The 13,203-nt window shown below is 43.7% G+C and carries 17 protein-coding genes; 10 read left to right on the top strand and 7 right to left on the bottom strand.

The window, feature by feature from the left end:
- Window positions 1–4: 4 nt before the first annotated feature.
- The 3 genes from RMO68_RS00810 to lsrK all read left to right on the top strand — a co-directional run bounded on the left by RMO68_RS00810 (window position 5) and on the right by lsrK (window position 2,789).
- Window positions 5–961 carry a thiamine pyrophosphate-dependent enzyme gene (locus RMO68_RS00810; RefSeq protein ID WP_310438818.1) on the top strand — a complete coding sequence of 319 codons (957 nt, stop codon included), beginning with the start codon at window positions 5–7 and terminating at the stop codon, window positions 959–961.
- 104 nt (window positions 962–1,065) lie between these two features.
- Window positions 1,066–1,260, top strand: coding sequence for a hypothetical protein (locus RMO68_RS00815; protein ID WP_310438819.1), 195 nt, complete (start codon window positions 1,066–1,068; stop codon window positions 1,258–1,260).
- A complete protein-coding gene (lsrK, locus tag RMO68_RS00820; RefSeq protein ID WP_310438820.1) occupies window positions 1,257–2,789 on the top strand; it encodes an autoinducer-2 kinase in 1,533 nt (510 codons plus the stop codon). The genes RMO68_RS00815 and lsrK overlap by 4 nt, the downstream gene beginning before the upstream one ends.
- Window positions 2,790–2,794: 5 nt before the next feature.
- Here lsrK and RMO68_RS00825 read toward each other — a convergent pair whose 3' ends face one another.
- Both RMO68_RS00825 and RMO68_RS00830 read right to left on the bottom strand, forming a co-directional pair.
- Window positions 2,795–3,100: a putative quinol monooxygenase gene (locus RMO68_RS00825; RefSeq protein ID WP_310438821.1), complete on the bottom strand. Its 306-nt coding sequence runs from the start codon at window positions 3,098–3,100 to the stop codon at window positions 2,795–2,797.
- An 8-nt stretch (window positions 3,101–3,108) separates the two neighbouring features.
- Entirely contained in the window at window positions 3,109–4,281 is a 1,173-nt protein-coding gene (locus RMO68_RS00830) for a class II aldolase/adducin family protein (protein WP_310438822.1), read from the bottom strand.
- Window positions 4,282–4,377: 96 nt separating this feature from the next.
- Here RMO68_RS00830 and luxS point away from each other — a divergent pair, with 96 nt between their 5' ends.
- The 3 genes from luxS (at window position 4,378) to RMO68_RS00845 (ending at window position 5,772) form a co-directional block, all read left to right on the top strand.
- Window positions 4,378–4,884, top strand: coding sequence for an S-ribosylhomocysteine lyase (gene luxS / locus RMO68_RS00835; protein WP_310438823.1), 507 nt, complete (start codon window positions 4,378–4,380; stop codon window positions 4,882–4,884).
- Window positions 4,884–5,186: a hypothetical protein gene (locus RMO68_RS00840; protein ID WP_310438824.1), complete on the top strand. Its 303-nt coding sequence runs from the start codon at window positions 4,884–4,886 to the stop codon at window positions 5,184–5,186. Before luxS ends, RMO68_RS00840 begins: the two co-directional genes overlap by 1 nt.
- Window positions 5,187–5,298: 112 nt before the next feature.
- Window positions 5,299–5,772, top strand: a complete 474-nt coding sequence (locus RMO68_RS00845) for a hypothetical protein (RefSeq protein ID WP_310438825.1) — start codon at window positions 5,299–5,301, stop codon at window positions 5,770–5,772.
- 42 nt (window positions 5,773–5,814) lie between these two features.
- Here the strand turns inward: RMO68_RS00845 and RMO68_RS00850 are convergent, their stop codons facing one another.
- The gene (locus RMO68_RS00850) at window positions 5,815–6,660 is read right to left on the bottom strand and encodes a hypothetical protein (RefSeq protein ID WP_310438826.1); all 846 of its coding nucleotides are present in this window, start codon (window positions 6,658–6,660) and stop codon (window positions 5,815–5,817) included.
- A gap of 150 nt (window positions 6,661–6,810) precedes the next feature.
- Here RMO68_RS00850 and RMO68_RS00855 point away from each other — a divergent pair, with 150 nt between their 5' ends.
- A complete protein-coding gene (locus tag RMO68_RS00855; RefSeq protein ID WP_310438827.1) occupies window positions 6,811–8,181 on the top strand; it encodes a type II toxin-antitoxin system HipA family toxin in 1,371 nt (456 codons plus the stop codon).
- Between the two features lie 3 nt (window positions 8,182–8,184).
- A complete protein-coding gene (locus RMO68_RS00860; protein WP_310438828.1) occupies window positions 8,185–8,931 on the top strand; it encodes an MnmC family methyltransferase in 747 nt (248 codons plus the stop codon).
- Here RMO68_RS00860 and RMO68_RS00865 read toward each other — a convergent pair.
- The 4 genes from RMO68_RS00865 to RMO68_RS00880 are packed head-to-tail and all read right to left on the bottom strand — an operon-like array spanning window position 8,906 to window position 10,774.
- Window positions 8,906–9,217, bottom strand: coding sequence for a hypothetical protein (locus RMO68_RS00865; protein ID WP_310438829.1), 312 nt, complete (start codon window positions 9,215–9,217; stop codon window positions 8,906–8,908). The genes RMO68_RS00860 and RMO68_RS00865 overlap by 26 nt on opposite strands.
- Window positions 9,218–9,219: 2 nt before the next feature.
- Window positions 9,220–9,834, bottom strand: a complete 615-nt coding sequence (locus tag RMO68_RS00870) for a riboflavin synthase (RefSeq protein ID WP_310438830.1) — start codon at window positions 9,832–9,834, stop codon at window positions 9,220–9,222.
- Window positions 9,835–9,846: 12 nt separating this feature from the next.
- The gene (locus tag RMO68_RS00875; RefSeq protein WP_310438831.1) at window positions 9,847–10,530 is read right to left on the bottom strand and encodes a tetratricopeptide repeat protein; all 684 of its coding nucleotides are present in this window, start codon (window positions 10,528–10,530) and stop codon (window positions 9,847–9,849) included.
- Between the two features lie 46 nt (window positions 10,531–10,576).
- Window positions 10,577–10,774 (bottom strand): hypothetical protein, encoded by a 198-nt coding sequence (locus tag RMO68_RS00880; protein WP_310438832.1) that lies wholly within the window; start codon window positions 10,772–10,774, stop codon window positions 10,577–10,579.
- Between the two features lie 119 nt (window positions 10,775–10,893).
- Here RMO68_RS00880 and mnmG point away from each other — a divergent pair, with 119 nt between their 5' ends.
- Window positions 10,894–12,795, top strand: a complete 1,902-nt coding sequence (gene mnmG, locus RMO68_RS00885) for a tRNA uridine-5-carboxymethylaminomethyl(34) synthesis enzyme MnmG (RefSeq protein WP_310438833.1) — start codon at window positions 10,894–10,896, stop codon at window positions 12,793–12,795.
- 38 nt (window positions 12,796–12,833) lie between these two features.
- Window positions 12,834–13,199, top strand: a complete 366-nt coding sequence (locus RMO68_RS00890; protein ID WP_310438834.1) for a hypothetical protein — start codon at window positions 12,834–12,836, stop codon at window positions 13,197–13,199.
- The last annotated feature ends 4 nt before the right edge of the window (window positions 13,200–13,203 follow it).

A 13,203-nucleotide genomic window follows, 5' to 3' on the forward strand; every position in this document is an offset into this window, starting at 1 on the left:
CCGTATGTCAGAAATGAAAAAAATTAAAAACCTCAAAGATTTTTCCACTTCAGCGGATCGCTTTGAGGGGGCTAACCTTCTTTGCCCGGGCTGTGCCCATTCGATTATTGTTCGTGAAGTGCTCAATGCCACGAATGATGATTTGATTCTTGCGGCATCGACAGGATGTTTGGAAGTGTGTACGGCAGTTTATCCGTATACTTCATGGGATGCGTCATGGATCCATATCGGATTCGAAAACGGCTCATCTGCGGTAGCGGGTGCGGAAGCGATGTATAAAGCGCTTAAAACAAAAGGGCGGTTGAAACAACCTGACCGTGTACCTAAATTCGTCGCATTCGGCGGCGACGGTGCAACATACGATATCGGGTTCCAATGGATTTCAGGTTGTTTTGAACGCGGACACAACATGATGTACGTTTGTTTGGATAACGAAGTCTATGCCAACACGGGCGGTCAACGTTCTTCTTCGACTCCGATCGGTGCATCGGCGACTACTACTCCTGCGGGACGTGTAAGCTACGGTGAGAAGAAAAACAAAAAAGATATGATGGCTATTATGGCGGCACACGGTGCTCCGTACGTTGCGCAAGTTGCTCCAAACAAATGGAAAGATATGGTGGCTAAAATTCAAAAAGGGTTTGCGGCTGAAGGTCCTGTTTATATCAATGCGATGTCGGCATGTACCACCGAGTGGAAATTTGCTCCGGAAGATACCATCTCTATCTCTGATTTGGCAACCGATTCATTGGTATTTCCGTTGTATGAGATTATCGACGGTACACAGCTTAACATTACGTATCGTCCGAAAAATATTATTCCGGTTCGTGATTATCTTGGTGCACAAGGGCGTTTTAAACACCTTTTCACCAAACAATATGAGTACCTTATCGATGAGTGGCAAACTCGCGTCGATGCGAAATGGGATTATCTCCAACGTCGCGAAGAGGCAAGTGTTTAAAAAACACTTCCTCTCCCCCTTTCTTCTTTCCTCTCTTTATACATTTTGGAACTCTCTTTGCTTCTTATGCCAAAATAACAATTTTGGATATCACAATGTACCGTATGACCTATAATCATTTAAACAATACCGGATGTTCCGCTCGCGGCATCGCTAAACGAGAAAGCAAAGAAGAACTTCTTAAGCTTGCTGAAGAGCTCAAGGGATCAATATGCAATGTAGAGATTCATCCTATCGAAGGGACGATTGAGAAGCGGATCCCTATGGAACTTTTCGTCAACATGAAAGAGCTTCGGTGAACCGTTACTTTCTCGTACTTGATGCGGGAACGGGGAGTATCCGTTCCATTATTTTTGATACCCTCGGAAATCAAGTAGCTATTGCCCAATATGAGTGGGAACATATCGCCGAAGCAGGCGTTGCAGGGTCGATGGGATTTGATTTTGTACGCGGTTGGGAACTTGCCAAGCGATGCATCCGAGAATCGATTGCTACCTCAGGGGTCAATCCTTCTGAGATTGCGGCGGTATCGGCATCGAGTATGCGTGAGGGGATTGTCGTATATGACGGCGAAAAACGTGAGCTTTGGGGAGTCGCGAATGTAGACGGTCGCTCTGGTGCAGAAGTATCTTATCTCAAAAAAACATTCCCCTCTCTGGAAGCGCAGAGTTACCGTGTAAGCGGACAAACCTTTGCCCTTTCTGCCGCACCGCGTCTGTTGTGGCTCAAAAACAATCGCCCTTCTCTGTATGAAAAAGCTCACTATTTTACGATGATTAGCGATTGGATACTCTTCAAACTCAGCGGAGAGTTAGCCTCTGATCCTTCCAACGGCGGAACGGCGGGAGCTTTTAGTCTGAAAAATCGTACGTGGGATAAAGCTGAGTTCGAGCAATGCGGGTTGAAAGATCTATTTGTCCCGATCAAAGAGAGCGGAGAGGTTTTAGGACATATCAGTTTAAAAGCTGCCGAAGAGACGGGATTAAGCGTAAAAACCCTTGTGGTGATGGGGGGCGGTGACGTTCAAATCGGGACGGCGGGGTTGGGAGCATCCAAGCTCGGTGATGCAGTAGTGCTCGGAGGGAGTTTTTGGCAGCAGGTGGTCAATATCCCATCCGATGCGACGCTATCAAATGAGATGCTGTTACGGGTCAATCCCCATGTCGTTCGAGGGATGTCTCAGGCGGAGGGGATCACCTTTTTTACGGGACTGGTGATGCGGTGGTTTCGTAACACGCTTGGATGCGGTAAAAGTTACGCGGAACTTGAAGCAATGGCTCAAAATGTACCTCTCGGCTCGTATGGAATTACCCCGATATTTAGTGATCGGATGAATTACGGCGAGTGGATACATGCATCCCCCTCCTTCATCGGTTTGGGGTTGGATGAATCCAAATACAATGTAGCCTCGATGTTTCGCGCATTGGAAGAGAACGCCGCTATCGTCAGTGCGATCAATCTGGAAAACATCAAAGCCTTTAGTGGGATTTCTCCTGCCTCGATCACTTTTGCGAGCGGAGCATCCAACGGGGCATTATGGTCTCAGATATTGGCCGATGTAACGGGCCTAGCGGTAAAAGTTCCTGTGGTGAAAGAGGCGACGGCATTGGGTGTCGCAATGGCGTGCGGGATCGGTGCAGGGGTCTATAAAAGTTTTGAGGAAGCGGGGAAAGAGATTGTTAAAATCGAACGTACCTATGAGCCGAACATGACCAATCACGCACACTATGGTGAAATGAAAGAGAGATGGCTCAAAATTTACTCCAAACAGATGGAGTTGGTTAAAGAGGGTATTTTGGAGCCGATGTGGAAGGCTCCCGGGATATAGCCTTTTTAAAACCCATATGCCTCAGCATCGAGGATATCAAGATCTTCAGAATATTTGTGTTCCACAAACGGCTCATAATTGGCTTTGTAGTGGGCATAATGAGCCGTTTTAGTATGTCCTGCAAGGGCATCTGCATTTTCCCATGATTCGACCGCAAAAAATTTGCGTGGATTCTGTTTTGACTGGACAATATAGTAAAAAAGGCAGCCTGCCTCTTTAATCGAAGGGGCAACCATATCGGTAAGCAGTTGTTTAACCTCTTCAATACATCCCTCTTTAGCGATAAAGGTCACTTTTTTCGTAATTTTCATGTTTTTCCTTATTTTTTGAGTTTGGCTTGTTCGAGTTCCCAGTATTCCATTTCGAACATCTGAGCAAGTGTGAGTGAACCCCATCCGCCGAGCTGTTCAGCAGAGAGGATAGCGGTGATGGTGTGTTTGACGATATCGCCAATGATACGGGACTCTTTTTCATCTTTACCTAGTACCACGATACCCACCCCTTTGATCACCGCGTAGCGAGGGGCGAGATCGAGACAGATGTGTTCCGAGGAGGCATTAGCGTCGAAATAGCTTTTGTACTCCTGCGCAAAGTGCTCAATCCCCTTAGCGATATCACCGTCGAGGATCGCGGGGAACGGTTTGATACGGATAACGTGTTCGGGAGTCAATCCCCCACATTTTACCAGTGTTTCGAGATTGGGGAGGATGCTAAAAAGCTGAGCGCGTGGCGAGTCGATCAACAAAGGAAAGAGATCACATCCTCGAAGTTTTGCCGCTTCGATTCCGACCGCTTCGGCGATAGATTTGTCCCCTTTTCCCTCACAGTCTCCGCACGCGAGTGTAACGTGTTCTGAGAGATACGCTTCGGCAACGGTGACGATGTCGATCATTTTCTCATAGGCGCGCTGTGCATCGTTATCAAATGTGAAAACGCCGTGGTGCATCAGAACCATCCCCGTAAGGGTGTTCCAATCGATGGTACGGGTGATTTCATAGATATATTTTGCCAGCTCAAATCCGGGCATTACATAATCGATGATGAGCATATTTTCCCCGTATAGACCTTGTACCAACGCTTTTCCATTCGGGGTATTGGTGAGGGTAACGACAGCATCGGCATGGGTGTGATCGACGTAATCATAGGGGATAATGGCATGGAGGATCGCTTCGATGGAGGGATTCGGGAAACTCTGATCTGACATGGCGGCACGTTGCTCCGCAACCATTTGGGTATCGCTTAGGCTCTCTCTCGTAGCCATTTCCAGCAGTACACCCAGATCGACGGGGGAGAATCCTGCTTTCTCGATGGTATCAAGATTCCAGCCTGATCCCTTGACGTAGAGGGTGTTATCGATTTTTACCGAGGTATTTCCGCCGCCGTGGAGTACCAACTCCTTACTTTGACCCAAGAGTTGAGAGGTATAGACCCTCATCCCCAACGGGTCGTTTCGGTATTGGGCGGCGAGTGTATCGTCAAAGAGGCTTGTCATAATGTTAGATCCTTCTATTAGTGATGAAATTATAGCGATGCAAGGATGAAATATGCTAATATTGCTCCCATTAAAGTTAAAAATTGAAGGATTTTCATGCCGTTACTCGATAGTTTTTGCGTAGACCACACCATTATGCCTGCTCCCGCCGTTCGTAAAGCCAAAGGGATGAAAACACCTAAAGGAGATGATATTACCGTTTTCGATTTACGTTTCGTCAAACCGAATGAAAAAACACTCTCACCTGAAGGTATCCATACACTAGAGCATCTGTTTGCCGGATTTATGCGTGATCATCTCAACTCAGGAAGTACCGAGATCATCGACATCTCTCCGATGGGATGTCGCACCGGATTTTACATGAGCGTGATCGGGACGCCTAGTGAAGAGGTCGTTGCCGAGGCATGGGAAGCGTCGATGAAAGATATCCTCGAAGTAAAAAACCAAAATGATATCCCTGAACTCAACATCTACCAATGCGGAACGTACAAAATGCACTCCCTAGAAGACGCGAAAGCGATTGCGACCGAAGTACTCCGTAAAGATATCGATATTATGGATAACGAAGCATTAGCGCTTGACCTTGCAAAGGTAGAACAATAATGCTACTTCTGTTGCCGATGGATGGCGATGATACACAGGAGTCTGAACTCACGGGTATTTTAAGCGCATCGTTTTGGGCAACGGTAGAGGTGGAAGAGGGGCGTGTCGTAGAGATTAATTTCTATACGGATCGTTCCGAAATCGAGGGTTGGTTGGATGCGGTAATCGTCACCAACAATTATGAACCCGTTATGGAGTTCATCGATAACCAGATGATGGTTCTCGTTGCCCATACACAGCGCACCATCGATGATATCGTCGAAGCATATCTTTTCCGCGAGTTGCACGACCTCGCGTTATAGTTTATACGCCATCGGAATACATCCCGATTGGCTACGTTAACGCTGAGTTCTCTTCGGCAGAGTGCCCACGCACGCTTGCGTGCTTTTTAGATCACCGCATTAAGGTTTTAGCATGATCACCTCACTTCTCCATCCGACACCCCATACAAAAATTATGGTGGTGACAAGCCATTTGGATTCTATGACGGAGGAGATGGGTGATTTCCTCGCTCCCTATGAGGGATTGATCGATGTTTCACTTTTCCCCGGGGATCATCAGAGTTTAAACATTTTTCATAAAACTTTTACGATCAAAGATTATAAATCTCCCGCAGGGGGAATCCCCCGCGATTATGCCGCGGTGATCGTGCAGGATGTGTTGCATCTGCACGAATCTCCGCACAAATTTTTAGAATTCCTTTACCGCACACTTTTGAATGCTTCCGAGATTATTATTCTCCAAAAAAACGGTTCTATGCCGATTGCTGAGGTCGAATCGCTCCTCGATCAGGTCGAATTTCGAGCGATCAACGCAATTACTGATTTGATAGAGGGATATGATGTCATTGTGGCAAAAAAGATGCATATGTGGGGTAATGGATTATAGCATTAGAATGTATGTCACGATTCTTTTTCTTGACAAATTCTATCAGATATAATACATATTCCAATAATCATTAAATTTGTATGCATCTTGACTCTTATCAGTATAAAATTTCAATTCTGATACTTCATCTTTAAATTTTGATAACTCCTCTTTCTTAAACCCGATTTTTTCAAGATAATATCCAACGCATTGAAAATACGGATAGATTAGATCAAACTGATCAACGATATCGAATATTTCTGTTATGTCTAATTTTTCCTTCAAAGGGATAAAAGTATCTATGATTTCTAATGAGTTTCTAAAATATTGGACATTTATTATCATTTCCACAAAAGCTCTATTGATTGAAGAGATTGACCATTGTTTTTCAATTACAGCATAATTTTTTGTATATTTTGGGCTTAAAAAGACAATATTTTTATCTTCATATTTACCAACTGAATGAGTTCTTCTGTAAGGCTTTGCGAAAGCTTTATCGATAGCTTCTTGAGTGAGTTCAATATCGTCTTGTTTGTTTTTTTCGCTGAGTTCACTGGAAACAAATATAAAATTATTTCGGTAGTTGCTATACCCTTGAAGATTTAATGAAGTGCTCATAGAAAAAAAACTATTTTTTTTAAATGAGCTTGCAAGGGCATAAATATTTATCTCTTTTTCAAATGAGTATTTTGTTAAATATTCAGAACCTAGAGATATTGTAAATTCTTTTAGCCCCATATCGATTAATCTCTTATAGAATGAATCAAAAGAGTATGAAAGAGGGATGAGTCTTTTATCTTCTTTAATGGTTTTAAATAATGTTCTAAGCCCTATAGAACTGTAAAAATGATTGCTTTTAGCGATAGCCTCAATTTGAGCAATGTTTTTAGTGAACTTATCTTTTTTCAATGTTAGTCCTATTAATACTTAAGTATACATACTTAAGTATAATGTAATAAATAGTTTTTGTCAAGTCTGTTTTGCGAAAAGGTTCCTTGACTTTTTGTCTTTATTTGTATATAATTAAGTATATATACTTAATTAATATAGGATTGCATGGTGAAAATATTTGTAATTAAAAATAATATTTCTATCGGAACACTAGCAGAAGACAAAAAAGGCAATATTACATTTGATTACGCAGAAAGCATAACTTCTAGCCAATACCTAATTGGGCTAAAAGATAAAACAAACAAAAGCCAAACACTTTTTCCAGTATTTGAAAATTTATTGCCTGAGAATGAACAACTTAATAATATACGATATAAGCATAATATAAAACGAACGATAGATTTGTTGTTATATCTTGACAATATTCATGGAAGCCTTGAATTTTATAGTGAAAATGATTTTAAAAATATCCAGCATAAAACGACTGAAACATTTGTCTTCACAGAGGTAAAATCGGAGATACTTCAAAGTGATTATGTTTTCCCCAATATACTCAATGATTATCACTTGAATATTCCAAATGACAAGCTCTATCCTGCGGGGTTGAGTGGCAGTAAATTAATAGGACTGAGTGGATTCCAATATAAATTCAGTATCCATAAAAATGATACATTAAACGAGATTACATTTGATAGTGAAGTAAATAGTGAAGTAAATAGTGAATACATTATGAAGCCTTATAATATACATTATTCAAAACACACTCCAAACATTAAAGAAAGCGCTTATATTCCGTACCTTTTAATCAATGAACATATCTTTATGACGTTAGCGAGGGATTTTGGGTTTGATGTCCCCTATAATGCGATTATAAAACATAATGATGACTACCACTATATCATCAAACGATATGATAGATTCAATGGATTAAAGATTGATCATCATGAAATACTGACCCTAATAAACAAGCCATCATCAGAAAAATATAAGGTTTCTTGTAAAGAAGCTGTAAGTGCTGTCTCGGAATACTTGAATGAAGAGGAAATGCTACAGCTTTTCAGATTTATAGTTTTTTCAATCGTAATCTCGCATGGGGATTTACATGCTAAAAACATTTCATTGATCCGTCTAAGCAACTCTATAGATGAAAAAAGTATGACTTTGGCTCCTCATTATGATATATCAACGATTGGAATATATAAAGATATAGACGATAATGATATTGGTATGATGGTGAAGAATAAAAAGAAAAATATCACTATAGATGATTTGTTATGGCTATCAGAGAGTATGGGTATTGGTAGTGATATGGCAATGGATGAAATCGACAGAATCGCTTCAAAATTTATAAGTGAATTTAAAAACTATATCACACTTTTACCTCAAGAAATTAGAGTTTTGCCCATCTATAAAGGTAGATATAAACAATTTGATACGCTTGAAATCGTATTTACTAAATTCTATGATAAAAGATGTGGATACATCAAAAAATATTTACTTAAAAATGTAGCAAAAGTAGATGATAATTTATGGGAGTAAAATATGAACCAGTGGGTTAAAAGCGAAGACGGCAGTTATACAGCGTACAGCAGTGAATACGATGAACACTACCATTCGACCAAAGACGGCGCCCTCAACGAATCGCTCAAAAAACACATCGAACCCGCTTTTGCCCTGCACTGCGAGAAAGATCATCTCCGTCTCATCGACATCTGTTTTGGTCTGGGGTTTAATACCCTCCTGAGCCTCTATTATCGTGATACCTATTTCCCCGATACGACTCTCGAAATCTACTCCCCCGAACTCGACGGCGAACTCATTGCTTCGCTCGTCGATTTCCCCTATCCCGAAATCTTTGAACCCTATCGAAATATCATTACCGATATCGCAACACTCGGTGGGTACGAGGATGAGCGAACGGTGATTACGGTCGATATTATGGATGCGCGGGTTGCAATGAGAGAACTGGAGGGTGAGTGGGATGTGTGCTATCAGGATGCCTTTAGCCCATCTACTAATCCCGCACTTTGGACAAAAGAATATTTTGCCGATGTGGCACGGCTGATGGGAGAGGAGGGGATCGTTACGACGTATTCGACCGCACTCGCCACACGGCTGGCTCTGTATGAAAATGGCTTTCACGTTTATCTCAATACGGGTGAGGGGTATCGGAACGCGACGATTGCCTCACGACGTGAGCTAGGGGAATATGAGAAAGTCGATATGGAGCATAAAATCGGGTGTAACCCGTCTATCCAAAGTCTTAGAGACGAAAATTCGGCACTTTAAGACGATAGTTCTGAATCAAATGGCGCAAGCGGTTTTCATTAAATCGCCAAAAGTGTTTGGAATCAAAGAGGGGGTGCTCCGTCATTTTTTGATACAACTCTTCTTCGTTGAGAGAGGGATTACTTTGGTCAGTTTCGACCAAAATCTGTTCTAATAAAGCAATCGATTCGGGAGTTGTATCATCATCGGCTAGAGCGGTTTTCGGAAAAAAGAGGTAAAGTTTATAGAATGAGAGTACCAATGCTCCGATAAAGGAGACCATCATAACCCATTCAACGGTCTTCATGGTTAGTAGAGTGAGCTGATATGGTCGATATCGTTCCAGCTCATTCCTTGAGATTTGGATGCGGTGAGAATATGGCGCATATAACGGGCGAATACGTCGGTTTCGATATTGACCCGTGTCCCTTTTTTGTAGGTGCCAAATAGCGTTTCGCGCATGGTGATCGGGATGATCGTGAGGCGAAATGCATCTCCCATCACCTCATTGACCGTCAGGCTGATCCCATCGATGGTGATGGAGCCTTTCGGGGGGATGAGGGGGATAAATGCACTATCCACATCGACGATCACATCATAGCTGTTACCGTTGTCGGTGATGGAACGGATGGTGCCGATCGTGTCGATATGCCCTTGGACGATGTGCCCCTCGAAGCGATCCCCCATCATCATAGCGGGTTCGATGTGCACCGAGCCGCTTAGTTTTTCGGTAGCAATATGTTCGAGCGTTTCGGGAGAGAGTTCGACGCTGAATCCATCACTCTCGATACTCACGACCGAGAGGCAGGTGCCGTTGATAGCGATGGAGTCACCGAGTTTAGGTTTGTGCACGGCTTTGAGGGATAAACGGTTTCCGCCGAAGCTCTTCACCTGTGCCATTTCTCGAATCAAACCTGTAAACATCTCACCCCTTTATTAAAAGACTATTTTACCCTCTTCTTGCAAAGAACGGATAATACTTTTTGCTTTTTCGTGGCCGTTGTAGGCTGCTTTACGACACCATTCGAGTGCCGTATCATTATTCATTTCGCATCCGAGTCCCTGATCGTACATAAGACCCAGATTGTACTGAGCCTCAGCGAGATTCATTGTAGCGGCGCGAGAGAAGCAAATAAAGGCTCTGGGGTAGTCTTGTACCACTCCATGTCCCTCCTTGTAGAGGACACCTAGGTTATTAAACGCATTGGCATTGCCACGTTTGGCTGCTTCCTCGTACCAAAATGCCGCTTCGGAGAAATTTTGTGCACATCCTAACCCCCGTTCCAGTGAGAGTGCCGTTTCAAACTGTGCCTGTGGAAATTCTAATACCGCGGCGCGGAGGAGGTATTCATACGCTTTAAATTGATCGTGCGCGACCACGACACCATCCGCATACATAAGAGCGAGATTGTAAATGGCGGCGGGTTCATTCAGTTCGGCGGCTTGGAGATAGAGATGATAGGAACGTTCCAACGAACTCTCAACGCCAAGACCTTTTTGGTGCATATACCCTAACGATGAGAGCGCCGTAGGATTTTTTTGAAGCGCAAGGGTTTCAAAAAGTTTTAATGCCTTTTCATAATCTCCGGTATTAAAAGCATCAAATGCACTTTCTAACATATACGGTAACCTCGATTAATTTTCGGGAGATTATAGCAAGGCGGTCTTAACGACGCACTTTTCTACTCTCTCGCTGTTTTTCTTTAAGTTTGCTCACAACGTCTTTAAGTTCCTCTTTTTTTTGGAGGAGCTGTTCTCGGATGAGGTACTCATCACCACCGTCGATTTCTGGGTCATATTCGAGAGGTTCAGGAGTGTAGTTTTTCAACATCTCTTCTAATATTAGGGTTTTGTCGTTGTTCATGGCAATCACTCGTCATCAAAAGTTTTGCTTAATTGTAGAGCATTTTTCCTTTGTATTTTTATAGGTTTCAACAAGGGAAGCTATAATTGCATTAATAATTTACGTAAAAAGAAGTAATAATGAATTATGACGTTATCGTCGTCGGCGGAGGACACGCCGGAATCGAAGCCGCACTCGCCTCGGCACGTATGGGGCAAAATACCCTTATGATATCTATTTTAGCCGAGCAGGTAGGGGCGACCAGCTGTAACCCTGCCGTCGGCGGACTCGCAAAAGGGCATTTAGTTCGTGAACTTGATGCTCTTGGCGGTGAAATGGGACTATTGACCGATGAGGCGGGAATTCAATTCCGTATTCTTAACATCACCAAAGGCCCAGCCGTTCGCGGAAGCCGTGCACAAATCGATATGGATCGCTATCGCATCATCGCCCGCAACACCATCTTGACCACTCCCAATATGTCATTGATCCAAGAGACGGTCAATGCCCTTATCATCGAAGAGGGCACTGTCGTTGGAGTACGTACCCATCTTCTCAACGAATACCGAGCTAAAAAGGTGATTTTAACGACGGGGACATTCTTAAACGGCGTCGTCCATATCGGTGAGATTACCCAAGAATCGGGACGTTTCGGTGAATTCCCTGCCAAAGGGCTTACCGATTCACTCCGCGAAGCGGGACTCAATGTCGGACGGCTCAAAACAGGAACCTGTCCACGCGTGGACAGCTCATCCATCGATTTTTCAGTAATGGAGATTCAAGACGGCGATGAATTGCCGAATCCATTTAGCTTCCGCACTGATCGAGGTGAATTCGCACGGACGAAAAAACAGCTTCCCTGCTACATCGCCTATACCAACGAAGAGACCCACACTCTCATCGAGGGGAACTTTCACCGTGCTCCCCTTTTTACGGGGCAGATCGAGGGGGTAGGGCCGCGTTATTGCCCGAGTATCGAGGATAAGATCAACCGTTTCCGCGATAAAGAACGTCATCACCTCTTTATCGAACCTCAGACGGCAGAAAATACCGAGTGTTATATCAACGGGATGTCAACATCACTTCCCCCTGATGTTCAACGCTCTATGATCCACTCCGTTCAGGGGATGGAGAATGCAAAAATCGTCCGTTACGGCTACGCTATCGAGTACGATTACGTTGATCCGACCGAGCTGAAACACACGCTTGAGACGAAAAAAGTCAAAAACCTCTATTGCGCCGGACAGCTTAACGGGACGACCGGATACGAAGAGGCGGCGGCACAGGGGATGATGGCGGGGATCAATGCCGCATTGTCTTTGCAGGGGAAAGAACCCCTCATCTTACGCCGTGATGAAGCCTACATCGGGGTATTAATCGACGATTTGGTGACCAAAGGGACGAAAGAGCCGTACCGTATGTTCACCTCCCGCGCCGAATACCGTCTACTTCTCCGTGAAGAGACGGCGGATTTACGTTTGGGACGCTACGGTCACGCGTTGGGATTGATCGATGATGCTCAGATGGAGCGGATCGAGACGAAACGGACTCAAATCGCAGAAGGGCTGAAGCTTCTCGAAGAGACGGTTTATACGCCGAATAAAGAGTTTTTGGCATTTTTGGCCTCCATCGACGAAGAACATATCACCGATAAACTTACCGCAACCCAGCTCGTTTCACGTAAAAGTTTTGAACTTGATAAATTGGTAAAACTGATTCCGAGTTTCGCGGAGCTTGACCCCTATATCCAAGAGCAGATTTTGATCGAGGCGAAATACGCCCGTTACGTCGAGAAACAAAGCGACGACATCGAGCGGATGTCTAAAATGCTCCATATCGCTATCCCGGAGGGGTTTGATTTTTCATCCGTCTCAGGGCTCTCCAACGAGATCGTGAGCAAACTCAACACCTTTAATCCACCAACCTTGCAGGCGGCATCGCAGATTTCGGGAATGACCCCCGCCGCGCTCGATATACTCCATATCTACATTAAAATGGCATGTCAAAAGCAAAAAAGTTTGATAATGCCCACTAAAGATTGATAATGAATTCAGTAAAGTTTGAGAATTGGCTTTTTTAAATGAGCAAATCAAAAGATCTGATTCCAGATTTTATGATGGACAGCCCTGATGATTCTTTTATGTTTTTGATACCGACAGGATTTAAGCCTGATTTGGTTGAAGACATAGGGAATAGCTCTTTAAATGTAATCATCAAAAATCTAACCAAAAACGAGACCCAAGCCCTTAATGAAACCAACACAAAAATCATAATGACTAAACGGCTTCGTGATCATAGGGAAACGGATGCTCTCAGTGAAGTGAGTGTGAAGCTTGAGGGGTTGGAACGTGAGCCGACGCTTTCTATCGAATCGATACAGCAAGCGTATGAAGCAAAAGCGCTGCAACTACAACATACAAAGGTAGATCAATGCACTGCGTTCTAATAAT

Origin of the sequence: Sulfuricurvum sp. (genome assembly GCF_031427015.1) — a bacterium.
Taxonomy (GTDB): domain Bacteria; phylum Campylobacterota; class Campylobacteria; order Campylobacterales; family Sulfurimonadaceae; genus Sulfuricurvum.

Bases quoted from the DNA above. Each gene is read 5' to 3' on its own strand.
- RMO68_RS00875 (WP_310438831.1), bottom strand. From the start codon at position 10,530: ATGTTAGAAAGTGCATTTGATGCTTTTAATACCGGAGATTATGAAAAG.
- RMO68_RS00865 (WP_310438829.1), bottom strand. From the start codon at position 9,217: ATGAAGACCGTTGAATGGGTTATGATGGTCTCCTTTATCGGAGCATTG.
- RMO68_RS00870 (WP_310438830.1), bottom strand. From the start codon at position 9,834: ATGTTTACAGGTTTGATTCGAGAAATGGCACAGGTGAAGAGCTTCGGC.
- RMO68_RS00830 (WP_310438822.1), bottom strand. From the start codon at position 4,281: ATGACAAGCCTCTTTGACGATACACTCGCCGCCCAATACCGAAACGAC.
- mnmG (WP_310438833.1), top strand. From the start codon at position 10,894: ATGAATTATGACGTTATCGTCGTCGGCGGAGGACACGCCGGAATCGAA.
- RMO68_RS00880 (WP_310438832.1), bottom strand. From the start codon at position 10,774: ATGAACAACGACAAAACCCTAATATTAGAAGAGATGTTGAAAAACTAC.
- RMO68_RS00815 (WP_310438819.1), top strand. From the start codon at position 1,066: ATGACCTATAATCATTTAAACAATACCGGATGTTCCGCTCGCGGCATC.
- luxS (WP_310438823.1), top strand. From the start codon at position 4,378: ATGCCGTTACTCGATAGTTTTTGCGTAGACCACACCATTATGCCTGCT.
- RMO68_RS00825 (WP_310438821.1), bottom strand. From the start codon at position 3,100: ATGAAAATTACGAAAAAAGTGACCTTTATCGCTAAAGAGGGATGTATT.
- RMO68_RS00860 (WP_310438828.1), top strand. From the start codon at position 8,185: ATGAACCAGTGGGTTAAAAGCGAAGACGGCAGTTATACAGCGTACAGC.
- RMO68_RS00890 (WP_310438834.1), top strand. From the start codon at position 12,834: ATGAGCAAATCAAAAGATCTGATTCCAGATTTTATGATGGACAGCCCT.
- RMO68_RS00810 (WP_310438818.1), top strand. From the start codon at position 5: ATGTCAGAAATGAAAAAAATTAAAAACCTCAAAGATTTTTCCACTTCA.
- RMO68_RS00845 (WP_310438825.1), top strand. From the start codon at position 5,299: ATGATCACCTCACTTCTCCATCCGACACCCCATACAAAAATTATGGTG.
- RMO68_RS00840 (WP_310438824.1), top strand. From the start codon at position 4,884: ATGCTACTTCTGTTGCCGATGGATGGCGATGATACACAGGAGTCTGAA.